This window comes from Dyadobacter sp. HNCC25DJ187, from assembly GCF_056895255.1.
Genome location: NZ_JBXHAT010000003.1, coordinates 321,624 through 340,533, shown reverse-complemented (window position 1 = coordinate 340,533; position 18,910 = coordinate 321,624). Strand labels below are relative to the sequence as shown.

General features: G+C 42.1%; 13 protein-coding genes. 7 read left to right on the top strand and 6 right to left on the bottom strand.

The window, feature by feature from the left end; translation table 11 throughout:
* Positions 1–165: 165 nt before the first annotated feature.
* From AC1XUE_RS22690 to AC1XUE_RS22680, 3 genes are read left to right on the top strand one after another with little or no spacing between them, the layout of a single operon-like run.
* Complete coding sequence (locus tag AC1XUE_RS22690) at positions 166–1,272, top strand: DegT/DnrJ/EryC1/StrS family aminotransferase (protein ID WP_483358297.1); 1,107 nt, start codon at positions 166–168, stop codon at positions 1,270–1,272.
* The gene (locus tag AC1XUE_RS22685) at positions 1,269–2,189 is read left to right on the top strand and encodes a glycosyltransferase family 2 protein (RefSeq protein ID WP_483358296.1); all 921 of its coding nucleotides are present in this window, start codon (positions 1,269–1,271) and stop codon (positions 2,187–2,189) included. Before AC1XUE_RS22690 ends, AC1XUE_RS22685 begins: the two co-directional genes overlap by 4 nt.
* Entirely contained in the window at positions 2,186–2,947 is a 762-nt protein-coding gene (locus AC1XUE_RS22680; protein ID WP_483358295.1) for a class I SAM-dependent methyltransferase, read from the top strand. Before AC1XUE_RS22685 ends, AC1XUE_RS22680 begins: the two co-directional genes overlap by 4 nt.
* A 100-nt stretch (positions 2,948–3,047) precedes the next feature.
* On the opposite strand, the gene AC1XUE_RS22675 is transcribed toward AC1XUE_RS22680, so the two are convergent.
* Positions 3,048–4,217 carry an AIR synthase-related protein gene (locus tag AC1XUE_RS22675; protein WP_483358294.1) on the bottom strand — a complete coding sequence of 390 codons (1,170 nt, stop codon included), beginning with the start codon at positions 4,215–4,217 and terminating at the stop codon, positions 3,048–3,050.
* 292 nt (positions 4,218–4,509) lie between these two features.
* Here AC1XUE_RS22675 and AC1XUE_RS22670 point away from each other — a divergent pair, with 292 nt between their 5' ends.
* The 4 genes from AC1XUE_RS22670 (at position 4,510) to AC1XUE_RS22655 (ending at position 7,464) form a co-directional block, all read left to right on the top strand.
* Positions 4,510–5,013 (top strand): C40 family peptidase, encoded by a 504-nt coding sequence (locus AC1XUE_RS22670; RefSeq protein WP_483358293.1) that lies wholly within the window; start codon positions 4,510–4,512, stop codon positions 5,011–5,013.
* Between the two features lie 107 nt (positions 5,014–5,120).
* Positions 5,121–6,455, top strand: coding sequence for an argininosuccinate lyase (gene argH / locus AC1XUE_RS22665; RefSeq protein WP_483358292.1), 1,335 nt, complete (start codon positions 5,121–5,123; stop codon positions 6,453–6,455).
* An 89-nt stretch (positions 6,456–6,544) separates the two neighbouring features.
* A complete protein-coding gene (locus AC1XUE_RS22660) occupies positions 6,545–6,988 on the top strand; it encodes a redoxin family protein (protein WP_483358291.1) in 444 nt (147 codons plus the stop codon).
* A gap of 68 nt (positions 6,989–7,056) precedes the next feature.
* Positions 7,057–7,464: a hypothetical protein gene (locus tag AC1XUE_RS22655; RefSeq protein WP_483358290.1), complete on the top strand. Its 408-nt coding sequence runs from the start codon at positions 7,057–7,059 to the stop codon at positions 7,462–7,464.
* A gap of 65 nt (positions 7,465–7,529) precedes the next feature.
* Here the strand turns inward: AC1XUE_RS22655 and AC1XUE_RS22650 are convergent, their stop codons facing one another.
* The 5 genes from AC1XUE_RS22650 to AC1XUE_RS22630 all read right to left on the bottom strand — a co-directional run bounded on the left by AC1XUE_RS22650 (position 7,530) and on the right by AC1XUE_RS22630 (position 18,862).
* The gene (locus AC1XUE_RS22650) at positions 7,530–9,233 is read right to left on the bottom strand and encodes a SusD/RagB family nutrient-binding outer membrane lipoprotein (RefSeq protein WP_483358289.1); all 1,704 of its coding nucleotides are present in this window, start codon (positions 9,231–9,233) and stop codon (positions 7,530–7,532) included.
* Positions 9,234–9,278: 45 nt separating this feature from the next.
* Entirely contained in the window at positions 9,279–12,617 is a 3,339-nt protein-coding gene (locus AC1XUE_RS22645) for a SusC/RagA family TonB-linked outer membrane protein (RefSeq protein ID WP_483358288.1), read from the bottom strand.
* A 215-nt stretch (positions 12,618–12,832) separates the two neighbouring features.
* Positions 12,833–14,125 carry a vanadium-dependent haloperoxidase gene (locus AC1XUE_RS22640; RefSeq protein WP_483358287.1) on the bottom strand — a complete coding sequence of 431 codons (1,293 nt, stop codon included), beginning with the start codon at positions 14,123–14,125 and terminating at the stop codon, positions 12,833–12,835.
* A gap of 26 nt (positions 14,126–14,151) precedes the next feature.
* Positions 14,152–17,502: a VCBS repeat-containing protein gene (locus AC1XUE_RS22635; protein WP_483358286.1), complete on the bottom strand. Its 3,351-nt coding sequence runs from the start codon at positions 17,500–17,502 to the stop codon at positions 14,152–14,154.
* Positions 17,503–17,533: 31 nt separating this feature from the next.
* Positions 17,534–18,862: a c-type cytochrome gene (locus AC1XUE_RS22630; protein ID WP_483358285.1), complete on the bottom strand. Its 1,329-nt coding sequence runs from the start codon at positions 18,860–18,862 to the stop codon at positions 17,534–17,536.
* Positions 18,863–18,910 lie beyond the last annotated feature (48 nt).

Sequence of the window (18,910 nt, the reverse complement as noted above, 5' to 3'; positions counted from 1 at the left end):
CAAACTCATCGTTCCGAAAAACAGAACCTGTGATATCCTATTCTACTATGGTATCAATGACCCGGATCGATCAGTAATCTGTTATTTGCATGTATACATCAGCTTATTCAGCAAATACTCAGTTTTCAGCATCTCACCATACCTACTATACCGAACCAGTTTCTCATGATTCCCTTTTTAGATCTGAATCAGATCAATGCGCCTTACCAGGAAGCGATTGAACTTGCAACTTTGCGCGTTTTACGTTCCGGCTGGTATATTCTAGGAAAAGAGCTGAGCCATTTTGAACAGGCATTTGCTTCCTATTGTGAATCATCCCATTGCATTGGCGTAGCCAACGGGTTGGATGCTATTACGCTAATCCTGAAAGCTTTCGATTTCCCCATTGGCAGCGAAGTCATCGTTCCGGCAAATACTTATATCGCTTCTGTTCTTCCCGTATCCTATCTTGGACTTACAGCTATACTGGTAGAACCGGATCCCGATACCATGCTACTGAATCCCGAATTAATAGAAGAGCGGATTAACGCCAATACAAAAGCGATTATAACAGTAGATCTTTATGGTCGGAGCTGTGAAATGGATGCAATTCTGGATATAGCCCGCAGGCATAATCTGAAAGTAATTACCGATGCTGCGCAGGCACATGGAGCAACGTATGAGGGCAGAAAAGTCGGAAGTATTGCTGATGCAACCGCTTTCAGTTTTTATCCTACCAAAAACCTGGGTGCATTGGGTGATGCCGGTGCCGTTACCACTTCCGATAGTACTCTCGCACAAAAGATCACATTTCTGCGAAATTACGGATCGAAAGAGCGGTATAAAAATGAATACAAAGGTGTAAACAGCCGTTTGGACGAAATACAGGCAGCCATACTCAATGTAAAGCTGCCATCTCTGGACAATGATAATCAAAGAAGAAGAGATATAGCACGACGTTATCTCAACGAAATAAAAACACAGGGACTGGTATTACCTCCTGCTGACAGGATCGAAGAGGATGCCTGGCACCTGTTTGTGGTACGGCACCCGGACAGAGCCGCACTCGTAGCGCATCTTGAAAGCCACGGCGTTCAGACCAACGTGCATTATCCGCTGCCCATACATAAGCAAAATGCCTACGAAGAGCTGGCTGCGCTCCGCCTGCCCATTACCGAAAAGATTCATCGGGAGGTAGTAAGCTTGCCTTTGCACCCGATGCTTACAGATGAAGAAGTTACACGTATTATTGATGCAATCAACACATTTACTTCCGGGCATACACAGCCATGAAACTATCCGTTGTAATACCTGTATACAACAGTGAATCTTCAATCGCAGCATTGGTGCAGCGTCTGCAGTCAGCGTTATCTGATATTTACTTTGAAATCGTACTTATTAATGACAACAGCAGGGATGCATCCGAGGCAGTATGCCGGAGACTTGCTGTTGAATACCCGAATGTTCACTTTCTGTCGCTCCGGCGAAATTATGGTGAATTCAATGCAGTCATGTGTGGCTTGAACTGGTCCCAGGGAGAATATTGCGTGATGATTGACGATGACTTTCAGAATCCGCCTGAAGAAATATTAAAGCTTCTTGAAAAAGCAGAAACCGGACAGTATGACGTGGTATATACCTATTATGCAAAAAAGCAACATGCCCGCCACCGAAATTTTGGGAGCAAGATTGTAAACTGGATAACCAGCTATCTGCTTAATAAACCCAAAGACTTGTATCTTTCAAGCTTCAAATTAATTAGAAGAGAAGTTGTACACGAAATCATCAAATATAAAGGTCCTTATCCCTATATAGACGGACTGATCTTTCGGATCACCAATAACATTGGGAAAGTGCAGGTTTCGCATCAGAAACGCGAAGAAGGAGCTTCCAACTACACCTGGCGTAAACTTATATCGCTCTTCCTGAATATTCTATTCTGCTATTCAGCGTTGCCTATCAGGCTTTTTATGCCGCTCGGGTTAGGACTATTCGGACTGGGCGCACTTTTACTGGTTTTCCTATTAGGTCAATGGCTTATCGGCCCGGATCCTAAAGGATGGCAGGTGGTGACTGCAGCGTTCATTTTTATTGGCGGCATGCAGTGTACATTACTGAGCGTATTAGGTGAATACATTGGCAAGAGTTTCATGGCTCAGAGTGGACAGCCGCAGTATGTAATCAAATACAACAGCTCCGAAATACAATGATAGACAACCGGCTCGAATACCAGAGAATGTATGATGTTGAACGAAAGTTGTGGTGGTATAAAATCCTTCATCAGAAGGTTTTAACACAAATTGATAAACATTTTGGCATACAAAATAAAAGCATTAAACTTTTGGATGCGGGTTGTGGCACAGGGGGATTACTTTCCTTCCTGAAAGAGCAGGGGTTTACAAATACCTCCGGATTTGATTATTCTTCACATGCTGTTGATTTTTCTCTGGAAAGAGATTTGGATGTGGGTCATGGAGACTTGAGACAGGCCGGAGATTTTCGTCCTCAGGAAAAGTATGATGTTATATGCTGTAATGATGCTTTGTATTTTCTGACCGACAAAGAAATTATAAACACACTTGCCATTTTCAGAAAGAGATTAAAACCGAACGGCATCATTCTGATCAACATCCATGCATTTGAAGCTTTTTCAGGAACACATGATCTGGCGGTTGGCAGTTCACGCAGATTTGTGCTCAGTGATTTCCTGAAATATACCAGTCAAGCCGGATTATCCATCCACTTTTCCACCTATTGGCCTTTCGCCCTTTCGATTCCGATCTGGTTAGTACGTCAATTTCAGAAATATCAGATCAAAAAGGGAGACATCAATATTTCCGAGGTTGATTCAGATGTCAAGTACCCGGGTGACTTTATCAATAACCTGCTGCATTCGGTTATGAAGGTCGAACAGACTGTACTCAAGAAAGGTCCTTTCGGGAGTTCATTATTCATGCTGATGAAGTAATCTGTCTCTTAGTCAGCAAATATATTTACGCCAAAATAAAATGGGGCGCAAGCTTATGTTCAGCTTCGCCCCATTTTTTATAATCTCAATAGAGACAGATTTAGTAGTAATACGTTCCTGTCTCCGTTTTAATGGTGAGTTTTTTCTCATCAGACGCTTCTACACGGCCAATGATCTGCGCGTCAATACCAAATGATTTAGAAATTTCTATCACTCTGTCAGCATGTTCAGCAGACAAATAAATCTCCAGTCTGTGTCCCATGTTGAAGACCTTATACATTTCCTGCCAGCTTGTACCGCTTTCTTCTTGAATCAGTTTAAACAAAGGAGGAATCGGCAGCAGGTTATCTTTAATAATATGCAGATTATCAACAAAATGCAGAATTTTAGTCTGAGCACCACCGCTGCAATGCACCATACCGTGTATCTGAGAACGTAACTCATCCAACAACGCTTTCGCAACGGGAGCATATGTACGGGTAGGAGAAAGAACAAGTTGACCCACGTTAAGCGGTGTACCTTCTACCGCATCCGTCAGGTTTTTCGTGCCGCTGTAGATCAGATCTTCGCTCACTTCAGAATCAAAACTTTCAGGATATTTGCTTGCAAGGTATTTGCCCAGCACATCATGCCTTGCGGATGTAAGCCCATTACTACCCATTCCGCCATTATAGGATGTTTCGTAGTTGGCCTGTCCGTAAGAAGCAAGTCCTACGATCACATCACCAGCTTGTATATTGGCATTATCTATGACTTCGGAACGCTTCATTCTCGCGATCACTGTGCTATTCACCGTCACCGTTTTTACCAGGTCACCTACGTCAGCAGTTTCTCCACCGGTACTATATATCTCTACGCCATAGCCACGGAGCATGTCCAGCACTTCTTCAGCACCGTTGATTACCTCGGCGATGACTTCGCCAGGAATCCGGTTTTTATTTCTGTCGATAGTAGACGAATATAGCATCGGACCTGTAGCTCCTACACACAAAAGATCATCGGTGTTCATGACGATGGCATCCTGAGCAATGCCTTTCCACACAGAAATATCACCCGTTTCTTTCCAATACAAATAAGCAAGCGATGTTTTTGTACCTGCGCCATCCGCATGCATGATCGTACAATACTCCGGATCACCGCCCAGCGTATCCGGTACTATCTTACAAAAAGCCTTTGGATACAGCCCTTTATCAATGTTTTCAATTGCCTTGTGCACATCTTCTTTGGATGCTGATACGCCGCGCTGCAGATAACGGTCGGTGGTATTCATGAAGAAACGTTTTATTAATTTACTCCGTTTGGAAGCCACAAAAGTATGAAAAAAACCGGCGCGTAATGAAGGAAATCTTCTAGCTCTGCCAGTCATTAAACCTTTACTTTCATGAGAAATATCCTACTTCCTAACATTCAATCAATTACATAAAAGTAGCCAAAAAGAACTAAACTTAAAATAAAATAAATCAAAAAATGATCGTTAGTTTTACAAAACATAGATAAAATTACAAAAGGCAATATTTTCTGCTGCTGAGAATTTTTATATTCTGAACCAACCTGAATCCCTGATGCAATTATCGATTGGACGCTTTATTTTTTTTGTTACCCTATTATTCGCCGCTACTACCAGCCCCTCAGTTGCCCAAAATAAAAAACAACCTACCGTTTCAGCTGATACCCTGAACCCTATCGAGTCTCTGGTATCTTTTGCCACCAGGCATTTACACATTCCTTACCGTTCCGGAGGATCTTCAAAAAAAGGTTTTGACTGCTCAGGCTTTGTGAGATATTGTTTTGATAAATGGGATATTTCCTTGCCACATTCCAGTGCTGCACAGGCTAAAAAGGGTACCTTGATAGATTTACCACAGGCTAAGCCGGGTGATCTTATATTTTTCAAAGGACAGAGTACAAAGAGTGCGCAAGTAGGTCATGTTGGGATCATTACAGAGGTTACGCCTTCCTACGTAAAGTTTATCCATTCTGCATTTAAAGGCGGCATCCGCTACGATCTTCTTGATGCTGATTACTACCAGAAGCGATTTGTCGCAATTCGCCGGATGATCGATTGAAACCATAACTTCTTTCTAATTCTAAGCCGGAAATTTCACCGTACCATGTAAATTTGCACAGGAATAAATGAGGAATTTACCTCAATCACCCATTCAACTGCTGCATCTTGAAACTTTGGCAAAAAGAAAATACCGTAACGTCTGTTAAAATTGATCGTTTCACTGTAGGGAAGGACCGCGAAATGGATCTCCATCTGGCGGAGTTCGATGTGTTGGGCAACCTGGCGCATGCTACCATGCTGGAATCAATCGATCTGCTCACTTCCGATGAACTATCATCGCTCCGAGAAGTATTAAAAGAAATTTACGGTGAGATTCAAAAAGGTGAATTTACCATTGAAGACGGCGTAGAGGATGTGCATTCGCAGGTGGAACTCATGCTGACCCGTAAACTGGGAGACACAGGTAAAAAGATTCATAGCGGGCGTTCCCGCAACGATCAGGTGCTGGTGGACATGAAACTTTACACGCGTCACCGCCTTTTTGAAGTTGTTAAAGCGACTGAAAAGCTATTTTCGATACTTTCTAAAAAATCAGAAGAACACAAGAACGACCTTCTTCCAGGATACACCCATCTTCAAATCGCCATGCCTTCCTCATTTGGATTGTGGTTTGGTGCGTATGCTGAAGGACTGATCGACGATGTAATTCAGCTTCATGCTGCTTACCGACTTGCCAATCGCAATCCACTAGGATCCGGAGCCGGTTATGGCTCATCCTTTCCCCTCAACCGGCAGATGACGACAGAATTACTGGGATTTGAAGGCATGCATCATAATGTGGTGTACGCTCAGATGAGTCGGGGAAGAACAGAGCAGGCTGCACTTACAGCTATATCTTCACTTGCTGCAACCGTTTCCCGACTGGCGATGGATGTGTGCTTATATAACAGTCAGAATTTCGGCTTCCTCATATTACCGGATGACCTGACAACCGGCAGCAGTATCATGCCGCACAAAAAAAATCCGGATGTAGCCGAATTGCTTCGTGCCAAAACAAACCGGATGAAAGCACTGCCCATGGAAGTAACGATGGTATTGAGCAACTTGCCTTCGGGCTACCACCGCGATATGCAGCTATTGAAAGAAATACTAATGCCTGCTTTCGATGAAATACTGGACTGCCTTGACATTGCTACGTTTATGCTGGAAAATATCAAAGTAAAACAGAATCTGCTCGACGATGCCAAATACGATCTGCTATTCAGCGTAGAACGTGTAAATGAGCTGGTGATCAATGGCGTACCTTTCAGAGATGCTTACAAGCAGGTAGGCGCCGAAATCGCAGACGGAAGCTACAAAGCGCCACGTGAACTTGCACATACACATGAAGGCAGTATTGGCAATCTTCAAAACAAGGAGATCGCAGCAAGAATGAAGCGGGAAATTGACTCGTTTGGATTTAAAAAGGTGGAAGTGGCTCTCAAGGAATTGACTAAGTAAGCCTCCTTATGACTTTTTGCGCTAAATCAATAGTTGGGGTTTTGTTACTATGCTTTGTCAGCACACATGTACAAAGCCAGAGTACAACTATGCCCAATTCCCTAAAAGTGATTGTTTTTTTAGATACAGAATGTCCTGTTTCGCAATCATACATGCCGGTGTTGAAACAACTATCAGAGGAGTATAGTATAAAGGGCATTCAGTTTGAATCCTATTTTCCTGTTTACACGGTCACAGATAGAGAAATAAAGCAGTTTCTGAATAAATACAAGGCTAGTTTCCGAGGCTTTACAGATAAAGATCATTTTAAAACCCGTCAGTACCGAGCCACAGTGATGCCGGAGGTAGTGCTATTAGATGAAAATGGTGTAGTTAGTTACCAGGGAGCGATTGACAACTGGTATGTTGCGTTAGGGAAAAACAGATCCAAACCAAGTGAATTTTATCTCAGGGATGCTATTGAGGCTCACTTGAAAGGCAATAGCATATTAAAAAGAAAAACACAAGCAGTAGGATGTCTAATTAATGACTGACATAAATGAGCAACCAGCTAAATTTAGTTCCTACACAGCACATGCCCTTATGTCAAAAATTTCAAACAATGTATCTGAAAAATGTGATTAATAAACAAAGCAAGGTAAGCCTGGCTATATACCTTATTTTGTATCTAACTTCCTGTAAAGAAAAAGATACTGTTTTTGAAATTACAGATATGACAAAAGAGCGGCGCTTTACCTATGTGACACATACCCGACATTCGGAGGTTGATAAAGAAATAACAATGTCGGGAGATATTAACGGATGTGTTGAAATTGCCTATTTTTATCCAATACCTTATGATTTTAATATTGAGAATAGAAAAGAATGGCCGAAACATACGATTATATTCAATGATTCTGTTTCATATAAATTTCAAACAGAAGAAGGCGATGGAACCAAGCATCAGTTCGTATTTATTCCCGGCGATGCAACAAAGGGTAAAATAACCATACGAATTCACACTCCTTAAAATGAAAAAGAGGCAAGCCGGTTGGCTTGCCTCTTTTTCATTTTCAACCACTAAATCCCTAAAAATTACGGTCTGTCCCACCAAACACGGCCGGTTGCATCGGCTGGATTGCTACCAAAACCAGGTAGCGTCGCCATCTCTGCGTAAGCCGCTCTTTTATTTTCAACATTAGGATCCGTATCTGTAATCAAATTCAGAGGTGCTCTTCTGGGTATAACCAGTGTAACATTCAAACTTCTTACCACCGGAAGCGGCACAACGGATGTTGGGTTGGGGTAACCTGTACGTTTCCATAGTGCCCATCCTTCCGGAGCCTGTTTCATAAAGTTCAGGTAACTCTGACTTGCGATCTGATCCAATCCTTTTGCAGCATCGAATGCAACGCCAGGCTGTAACATGTAAGCATCAATTTCCGCTTGGGTAACGGCGGTATAGTTTGTTAGCTGAGAACCAGTACCTACTTCATCATACCAGCGGATTGAACTCACTACACCTTTGTCGTACCATTCTTTCGCTGTTCCTGAACCCATGCCGGATAACGCCAATTCAGCGCGCATAAAGCAGTAATCGGCGTAAGTTATCACGGGTAAGTATGAAAACCCGGTTCCATTAGTACCACTTACAGCATAGCCTGCACTGAAAAGACGTGGCTGTATGAAGGATAGTGTATCCACCTGTATTTCTGAAGTTCCCGAAACGACTCTCTTGGTCGTGTAAAAACGGCGAATATTCTCTGTTGTAGCAGCTTCGTCTGGGCTGGTCAAGCTTCCAACATATCTCCGGGTAGGGACTGTTGTTCCAGCCGGTAACTGACCAGCAGCTATAAGAAGATTGATATTAGTCTGCGAGTAACCGTTTGGAGTAAAGAAAGCATCAATACGCGGATCCTTTTTCTCCCACATAAAGTCGACCATAGGCTTTGGAGCTCTCAATTCACTTGGATTTCTGTTTCCGCCTGTACCCGTTCCGGTAAATGCTGCATTGGCCTTAAATACCCACCCATCTGCATTGGATTCCATAAAATCTGTCGCAGGAGAAGCGAGAACTTCTGTTATAATAGCATTTGCAGCGGCTGCATTCGCCTTTTTCACACGCATGGCTATGCGTAATCTCAATGCATTTGCAGCTTTCACCCATTTTTGAGCGTCCCCCGCATAGTACTGATCATTGTTCCCCAAGTTCACCTGACTCACACTTGGTGTCTGTTTCAATGTAGCAATTGCGGCTTTTAGTTCGGCATCAAGTGTGGCAAACAGTACTTGCTGAGAGTCGTATTTGGGTTGTAAAGTACCGCCATAACGACCTTCAAATGCCTCTGAATAAGGAATACTTCCATAAATATCCGACACATAAAATGCATAATACGCTTTCACAATATTTGCAATTTTAATCATGTTGACGTAACGTGGTTGTTCTTCTGCACTGAGCTTACTTACCAGCATTTCAACATCATTTAGATTATCTCCTACACCATTGTACAAGCGACCGTAACGCTGTGTGAAGTTGTCCCAGTTTTGAGTATAGGGTCCTTCATTTCCGTTTAGCCCGGTTGTGTATTGCATCCAGGGCATCACCCGACGATAGTGTTCATAGAACGCATCAAAGTCGGTTTCGTTCATCTTTATGATCGCATTCAGGAACTGGTTTTGCGGTGGTACCGAACCCAGTGCATCAGGGCTCTTATTAACGTCAACAAAATCTTGCTTGTCACAAGCCTGGAAGGCTGTTGCCAATGCGAGAAGTAAAATACTGTTTTTTATAACTTTCATATTATTTCGTTTTTAAAAAATCTGCTGTAAAGAATGGATATTTTGTTACAGTCCGATATTTACAGAGACACCAAGGTTACGGGAAAATGGTAGTCCACCATATTCCATAAACTCCCCTGCCCTGTTGCTATAAAGTCCCTCAGGATTGATACCATCTTTTGCAGTCCTGTACAGATATCCAAGATTACGACCTACCAAACTTACACGAAGCGACTGAACCCTTGCTTTATTCAACAGACTTGCCGGCACGTTATAGCCTACAGATACTTCGCGAAGAGATACCCAGGAGTTTTCAAATGTTGAAAATTCACGGATACCCGCTCCCCAATTGGTAAGGTTGTTATAATAAAAGTCTGCACGGATAGGTTTAACGTATCCAGCTTCCACTGCATCTGCAAACAACATACCTCCCAGATCCTTAGGAGCACCGTCCACCTGAACCATAAAACCATTAGCAAGAACGGCATCAGGAACAATACCATCTGTACGTGATACACCTTGCGCATCAGTAAAGCTAACGCCTCCAAGTTCTGTATTACGTCCTGGCAAGCTATATGCAAACGCTCCCTGAGAACCACCGTACTGGTGGGTGGCTGACGTCATAAGACCTCCTATCTTTGCATCTGCCTGCACAGTAGCTGTAAAGTTTCCATAGCGGAATGAGTTGATACTACTCGCAAGGAAATTTTCCATTACAGTTCCCAATTCCTTAGAGCCTTGTCCATACGCACCGCTTCTAAGATAAGCAATACCACCGCTTGCTCCACTGTTAGCACCTATCACCTTTTTGCCATTGGTCGCCGGATCAGAAGACTCATAAGTAGCATAGGCATAAGAAGTAACGATTGTACCATAATCCTTACCGACGCGAGCAACAGACGACACATCTGCGCCGAAACCGTTTGATAATGTATAGGTGTCAGTTCCTTCAACCAATTCAAGCACCTTATTTCTGTTGCGAGAAAAATTGATACTTGTATTCCACTCGAATTTGTCATTCTTTACAGGTGAAGCAGATATCAGAAATTCAACACCCTTATTTTGAATTCTTCCTGCATTTACAAGCTGGCTGCTTACACCAGACTCAGGCGTCGTAGCCAGGCTAAGAATCTCGTTTCTAGTAATTTTGTTGTACACCGAAACGTCGAAGCTCAGACGATTATTAAAGAAGCGGACATCTGCACCGAATTCGATTTCACGGGCCAATCTGTTTTTCAGACCATAATTCGGCAATGTATTACCTCTGTCAGCATTGAAACCTGACCTGTTAATAATCTGACCGTTTGCGTCCGTATATGTTCCCAGAGGGGAATAATTTCCTGTTTGGTTTGTAGACCATGCTTCAGTATCACCACCGGTATAGCCTAAACTCGCTCTTAACTTACCAAATGATAACCATGTGGGTAACGTTTTGATAGATTCTGTTGCGATCCATGCCAAACCAACCGATGGGTATGAGTACGTATGATCCCCTGTTCCATCTGCATAAGTTAATGTAGATGACCAGTCATTCCGGAAACTGGCACTTAACGTTAAAGCATCTTTATAGGTCAAATCTCCATAAGCATATACTGCATCAATGCGTCTGGAAGGGTTTAATCGGTTTTCATAGACTAATACATTTCCTGTATTAGCCAGCGTAAATACATCAGGCACTCTCAAACCTCCGTCAGTTCTGGCTTTAAAATATCTGCCTCCATTTACACGGTTGGTTTCTCCTCCTGCATTCAAACTCAGGTTAAAATCTTCGCTGAGCTGTTTGTTGAACATCAATAATCCCTGGAAGCGAGACTGGTTTGAGTTTTCTGTATATTCTCCGTACTCACCACCAGCGAAACCTACACCATCTCCACGGTTCTTATTATTTCCTGTATAAAGCTCAGTTTGAACGTTACCACGAATAAGAAACTTCAACTCTTCGGTAATAGTACCATTCAAGTCTATGTTACCACGAAATACCTTCTCATTTCTTGCCTGAGTATATTGGAACGTCTGGAACATAAATTCAGAAATACCGTACGGATCGGCTGTACCCTGACGACGACCACCGGCAACAGGATCCAGATAATTGTTTGCCCAATAGTTGATATCCATCGATCTTGGACGCTGATATACAAAACGGAATACCGGATTGTAATTACCTCCTTGTCTGATTGGATTAATCATATTATTATCTGTATAGTCTGCGCTTACATCCAGACTTAAAATTTTTCCGATCTTCTGAGTTCCTCTGATATTGAAGTTATTTCTTTTCAATTCAGTACCTGCAGGCATAATCGACGTATTTTTCAACGTTGAAAAGGATGCTCTAAATGAACTGCGATCATTTCCTCCTTCAATCGCAACATTATGGTTGATGTATTTACCAGTCTGAAAAAAGCTTAGCGGATCGTTCGGCTTGTATTCTACCATTCTTCCATCCAGGTCTCTCACAGTTTGCCCTTTCATTTCCGGACCATAAGACCAGAAATAATTAGGTCTGTCAATTTCAGGAACACCATCCGCACCTGTAATAAATTCATTACTTCTTCCTGCACCAAATCGATTCTGCAAATCTAAAAACCGGTAAGCAGTCTCAAATGTTGACGTGTGATTATATGTCACACCTAATCCTTTATCTGTACGTCCTTTTTTGGTCGTCACTACCACAACACCATTAAGTGCCTCAGAGCCATATAGTGAACTCGCAGCAGAACCCTTGAGAACTGTCATGGACTCAATGTTGTCAGGGTTTATGTTCTTCATGATGTTACCGAAATCCTGACCAGCACCCCAGGAGTCAGCACCGGAAGTTCCAGGACGAATCAGAACGCCATCCACAACAAAAAGTGGCTGCGTATTAGGACTCAGAGATGCATTACCACGAATACGTATACGAGAAGATGACATAGGTCCACCTGTTCCCTGATTGATCATTACACCTGCTATTTTACCCTGTAATGCATTCACCATGTTGGCATTATTTGCACGTGTGAGATCCTGGCCTTGAATGCTCTGAGCAGAGAATGCCAGTTTTCGTGTTTCAGTAGGCATCCCAAAACCGATTACGACTGCTTCATCAAGATTTTTAGTATCTTCTTCAAGCGATACTGACAGCTGCGATGAATTTCCTACTGTTACTTCCTTTGTAACAAAACCAATAGAGGAGAATACAAGAACAGCATTTGCAGAGGTCACGTTAACCGTAAATTTCCCGTTCGCATCGGTCGATCCTCCATTGTTGGAACCTTTAATAAGATAGTTCACCCCAGGCAATGGATTTTGATCTTTATCCACAACCGTTCCGGTGACGGCTTTTCTATCTTGTGCAATACTCCAGGTACTTCCCGCGAGAAGTAGAAACAGTATTACCAAAAAATTGTAACTAGTAGACTTTTGTCTCATGGTTAATTTGGTAAAATGACTAAAAGATTAAACAAAACACTATAATTCCTTAATAGCCCCGACAAATAATTTCCTAATTCTGATTTTCGAGATAGAATTGGCGGATATCATAAGGAGGATTTATAGTGTCAAAAATAGAAACATTTTTAACAAATGGAGAATATTTATTAAAAAAAATTAATAAACAGGTAATATAATGTTTTTAGCAGCTCCATTTAGTTTAAACCCAGTTTGGCTAATATTATTTTTCCGACCTTTTCTCCTTGAATTTGGCCGTGCTCAATGGCCGACCGATAATGTATGCCACCGTAAAGTCGACTTATTCCGGCTTCGGCAGCTGCCCGATTGAAAGAACTGAAATGTCTTATCGGAAGTCCGTAGCTAACTTCGGTGTTGTCATCGAATGAAAATTGATCACCAAACACGGCTGTTAAGACAATCGCCGCCGACGTTGAAATTACACTGTGCCCACTTGTATACTCTGGAAAAGGTGGTGTTTGCAACATAGGTCTCCACTTTTCATCAATATAAGAATTAATGACTGTCTCCGGACGTATCATCTGGCTATGGTACTTTTCATCCCAGCAGCTAATAAATCCATCAAACAGCGCTATAGATGTAAGTGTATATGCCTTACTTGTTGTAATCCAATCTGCTCCTGAAATTTCAGCGGCTTGCCCGGCAATAGAAATCCAGTGCCCCCCCGGCGAAAGCTTCTTAGTAGCAAAATTAAGATGTCCTTGTGTGTTCAGATAGAATGGGTTACAATCCCAAAAACTGGCTATTAGTATTTTCTCCTTATCCATGTTCCGGCCCACGTTGTATACTTCTACTACCTCCTTCATAAAATTACTTGAGCTATCCGTACTAAATACCGGAGGCGAGGTTGGCCGAAACTGAGAGGCAGAATCAAGAACTACCGGCCTTATCTGGCTCCAATAAGGCTCGACAGCGTCAATATATCCGGGAGGTGTAGGACTCCATTTTCCTGGTTTCTTTGCATATGAATACCTTCGCTTTTTCCTGGTTAGTGCATAATTATCACCCGTAGCCCATTTTAAAATACTATCGCTTACGGCTTCTCCAAACTTTATGGATTGTGCATATCGCTGAGAATCCATTTCATGAAAGTCATTCAAAATCACCCGGATACTATCTTCCATTAAATGTTCTGAGAATACAAGTTTTCCGCCCGTTCTGAAAAATGCATGTACAGCTGCAAGCTCATAATTGATATTAGCAGGTTTTGGAATGTTTGCACAATTAGGAAAATGAGACACCTTACTATACAAACTAAGCCCCCCATTTGTTCCTGCAATCAGTGTTTCATAAGCAGCTGCATTTGCATACAAATAGATTCTGCTGGCAACGGGTGGTGAGAATATATCATGGACAATGGTTCTCGTCAGGTTTCTTTCAGCACGCTGTAAGAGTCGCGGTGAAGGTTGTGCAAAGCAAATAGAATAAAGAAATAAGATAATACACTGCAGGTATGCAAAGTATTTCAAACATATTCTTATGAAAATTTTGTCAATCATCTGGCAGGGCTGAAATTAAATACAAGAGGCGAACTGTCATTAACGGTAAGTACTATACGATTACTATCCAGCATCATCATATTTCGAATGTCACCCGTTGCCCAAAAGCCGGTATTTACAGGTTCGAGCGTTTCAAATTTGAAAGGGCTTATCTGTCTCAAAACAGATCCTACCGATGCATCGCACGGCCCCAGCTGAACGCGATATGGAGAAAAATTACCGCTAAATATCAAATCTGCCTTTCCATCCTGGTCAACATCCGTGGCAACAACTCCGCTAACTCTGGAAAACTGTACTTCCTCAGGCAGGAAGTGTATTACAAATGTAAAATCTCCCATGTTTTCGAGTATCAGGCTAGACATTTCTTTACATTTTAAAACCGGACTTTTATCAACTATGTCCTTGCCGAAAATATCATTCATCGTCGCATCAGCGTATGACGCGTAAGAGGTATACTTTCTTTTTAAAAATACCATCTGATCAAGCATCTCATCTCTTGAAAACATGGGATAGCTTTTGTCGCCGATAAAATAAGTAAGCACAGGATCCACAATACCGTTTGCGTCAAAATCCGCATAATAAAGTTTCAAAGGCTTTTCCTCACTTGCCTGGTACTGGCTGTTCCTTCCACAATTTCCCAATACAAAATCCATGTCACCGTCACCATCCAGATCCGCAGGATAGATAGTAGCCCACATTCCTTCCGTATTATCTAGTTCAGCTGGTTTAATCTCTTCAAACTTGGCTCCGTTGTTTTTAAAAGTTCTGATCTTCATCCAGTCTCCTGTCAATAAGAGGTCTGGTTTTTTATCATTATTTAAATCTATAAATGCAGCGGATGTGACCATTCCGGGACTCAAAAGGTCTGTACTCCAATCACTTGTCACATCGGAAAATTTCGGTTTATTGTCCTTCGAATCATTTCTTAATATATAGCTTCTGCCTGCTTGGGGAAATGCACCGGGAATCGCTCTTCCGCCAATAAAAAGATCCATATCTCCATCTCCATCAATATCTGCACTTTGTACACACTGCTTTGGATTTTTCATGGACGGCAACGCCAGAAAGCCATCCTCGAAGATACCATTCCCTTTATTGACATACAGGTGATCACGATATTCAGGAGCCTGGTCCTCAAATTCATTACCCCCGCTTGCTACATACAAATCGAGATCGCCGTCATTGTCCGCATCAAAAAAATGGGCTGCAACCTCTTCACAAACCACATTACCGCGCCACGGCTGAGCACTCGCTGTATGGAAAGTACCATCTGGATTTTGCAAATAAAGTATACCGGGTTGTCCGGAAGCACCGCCAAAAAAGACATCCTCACGCCCATCACCGTTCACATCAGCCTTAGCCAAAGCCGGCCCCATTTTGGAAAGCTGATACGGAAGCAACACTTCTACCTTAAAATCTACAAACTCGTTTTCTTGATGAATAAAATCAATTCCTATCGAATTCGCAGATATCTTTTCAAAGATTTTTCCGGATGGATTGGTTAAAACGCCCGACTTGGTTTCAATAGCATCTGATTCCTTCAAGTACAGCACTGTCTTCTCCGGATTAGTAATTGTTGATATCTTCCCTCCAGGCCATAGCACCCTTACAGAATCGACCTTCTGCGATTTCCCTATACCAAAATGCAGGTCAGCAGTTACAGTTGACTGATATCCCCGAACAGGATAAAGCTCTGCATATTGTGGTTGCCCGGCACTGTATACCCAAACCTTGCTTCCCAGGGCACCAGTGTTTGAACCGACTCCTTCCAGCTTGATTGTCAAACCTTTACCGTCGGAATTGTTCTGGTAAACGCTCACTGGCTCATTGACATTAGAAATAATAATATCCAGATCTCCATCTCTATCAAAATCGGCATAAGCAGCAGCGTTTGATACACTTGAAGTCACGAATCCCCACCCTTCAGAAACATTTTCAAATGCATAATTCCCTGATTCGCCCTGTACATTTCGGAACAAATAATTGCGAAGCTTATTGGAAGGCATCTTTTTCACCAGACCATACGTTTTGAAATCAAGGTTTCCTTTGGCCACCTCTTTCATTTGTTCATCTGCAACCGTATATTTAAGAAAATCCATATTTGTAAAATCTCTTAAATATCCATTGGTGATCAAAATATCCTTCCATCCGTCATTGTCAAAATCGGCCATTAGTCCCGCCCAGCTCCAGTCTGTGTTAGATATGCCTGAAAGCTGACCTATTTCGCTGAACTTCACATTGCCCTCCGTATCGGCTCCACGATTTAACTGAAGCATATTCCTCATATTCTGATGGTAATAGCCACTATCAATGAGCAAATGATACTGATCGTAGATGTCCGGGCCCTTTAAAAGTTTTTGCCTGTGATTATCTTCCGGTAACATGTCAAGTGTCAGCACATCCGGGCGTCCGTCATTATTAAAATCAGCGACGTCGGCACCCATTGAAAACTTTGACACGTGAGAAAATGACTTTCTCAGTGATTCGGTAAATGTTCCGTTTTTGTTGTTCACATAATAACAATCTACTTCCGTGTAATCACTGGTTGTATAGAGATCCGGCCAACCATCCTGATTGATATCAGATACCACCACACTCAGGCCAAAGTTCAGGGCATTATTGATTATCCCGGCCTTAGCAGTAACATCCTTAAATTTTAGCTTCCCATTATCACTGACATTTTCGAACAGCCTGTTGCCATAATAAGGATTAGGGGTAGCCCGCATTTCCCTGGTGTTCAAAAATGGATTAACGCTATGATTAGAGTGATTCAGCAAAAACATATCCAGATCGCCATCCTGATCATAATCAAAAAAAGCAGCCTGGGTAGACTGAGATCCGATTGCATTTAAACCTACGTCAACGGCCATTTCTTTGAAAACAGGCACTCCGTTTTTTATGCCCTGGTTGATAAAAAGTTCGTTATTGCGGTCAGACAATTTCCAATAGAACCCGGAATGGCACACATAGACGTCCAGTAGGCCGTCGCCGTTTATATCCGCTACACTTACCCCAGTTGACCAGGTTCCGTTGCCCTCGACCCTCGCTTTTTTGGATATGTCATCGAACAGGATTTTGCCATTAGCCGACTTATTAAGGTAGAGCTTGTTCGGTACTGTGTTGCCGGATATGAAAATATCAGGCAAACCATCATTATCAAAGTCTCCGATTCCGATTCCATTTCCATTATAAAGATATTCATATCTGAAAATGTGCAAAGAATCGTTTTCTACAATTTTATTAACAAAACTCACCTTTGTATCTTTTGAAGATAACTGAGTAAAGAGGGTCTGTGAATAAGCAGAAAATGAAACCAGGTAGAAAAAGTAAAAGTAAATTTTTCTCATACGCGACAAATTGTTTCCATGATTTTGTTCACTAATCCCATTCAAATACCAGCGAATCGTCGTTGGCTTCCCGCTCAACATACATCATGAGTAAAGTCAGCATTTCCTGGTCGCTCCGCATATTCCCTGTTGATGTAACGAGTTCTGGTGGATTACGGGGGTTCATAGGGTTATCCGATGTGTTATCATAGGTACCTTCAATATGGACTACTGCTCCTTTGGGCAACAATAGCGGTTTTTTATACCTGTATATTTCCTGCCAGCGGAAATCCCATGAGGGAATATGGACGAGCTTTATCGTATCGCCTGTTGTTGTTGTCGCATACGCTTTAAATTCTTTGCCCAACATATGCATGTGTGGCCATGCGTACAGAAGTGAAACATCTGGCTGATTATTGGCAACTCTTAAACGAAACGATTTCACTTCATTACCAAAGATCATAAAAGGAGGTGATATATCCCTTTCTCCTATTCCCCCTGATCCCAGACTAATTACTTTTACTTTTCGCTTAATCGGACTTTTTTTAAAGAAAATGTTCACCCCATCCAAACTTTCAGCATCCAGAGAAGCAGGCGCAAAATGAACTGTGAGAAGGATTACACCCCGTTTTGGCATAACCCATCCCATATCTACAGGATAAGTTTCAACTGTAGTTCCAGGAATCCATCCTCCATAATACGTCATTGACTGCTTATACTTCAACCATTCATAATATTTATCAGCGGAGGGGCCATTTAAATCTACCGCATCAACCGTATTATTCAGGTCAATGGATGTATCTTCAACAGGATGTATCGCAAAGTTGGCATGGTGAATTAACTTCTTATTATTCGATATAAATTCTATCGCCTCCACATTAGCTTCCTGCCCTAGTTCGAATGGTATTTTGAACATAACAAAGCGCTCGACGCCATCACCTTTTACCGGATACGCTTCCTTCATTTTAAGCGATAGGTCCGGCTTTCTTTTGTAGGCAGTTCCGGCAGAGACTCTCCCCTGCAACTCTTTTTCCCGCGCCAGATTCGGTTTACCTTTAGGCGTTCCCGAGTCTACCCACTTCACAATTTTATCAATATCATTTTCACTTAAAGAGCGATCATTAGCGAAGGTATTAAAATGGTTGTCTGCTTTCCATGGGGGCATGTACCTGCTATTGACTACTTTTTTGATGAACTTGGAACGCTTGTTTACATCGTCATAAGTAATAAGCGGAAATGGAGCTGCTTCCCCGGTTCTGTGGCATGGAACACAATTATGATGAATAATCGGTTGTATGTCTTTATAAAATTCAACGGCCTGAGCCAGGCACACTTTTGCAAAAAAACAGAATACCAGACTTAGGTATGATCGAAACAGCATGATGTCAGTGATTTACGGACAGCAAAATAATAAGTTATTTAATTTTAA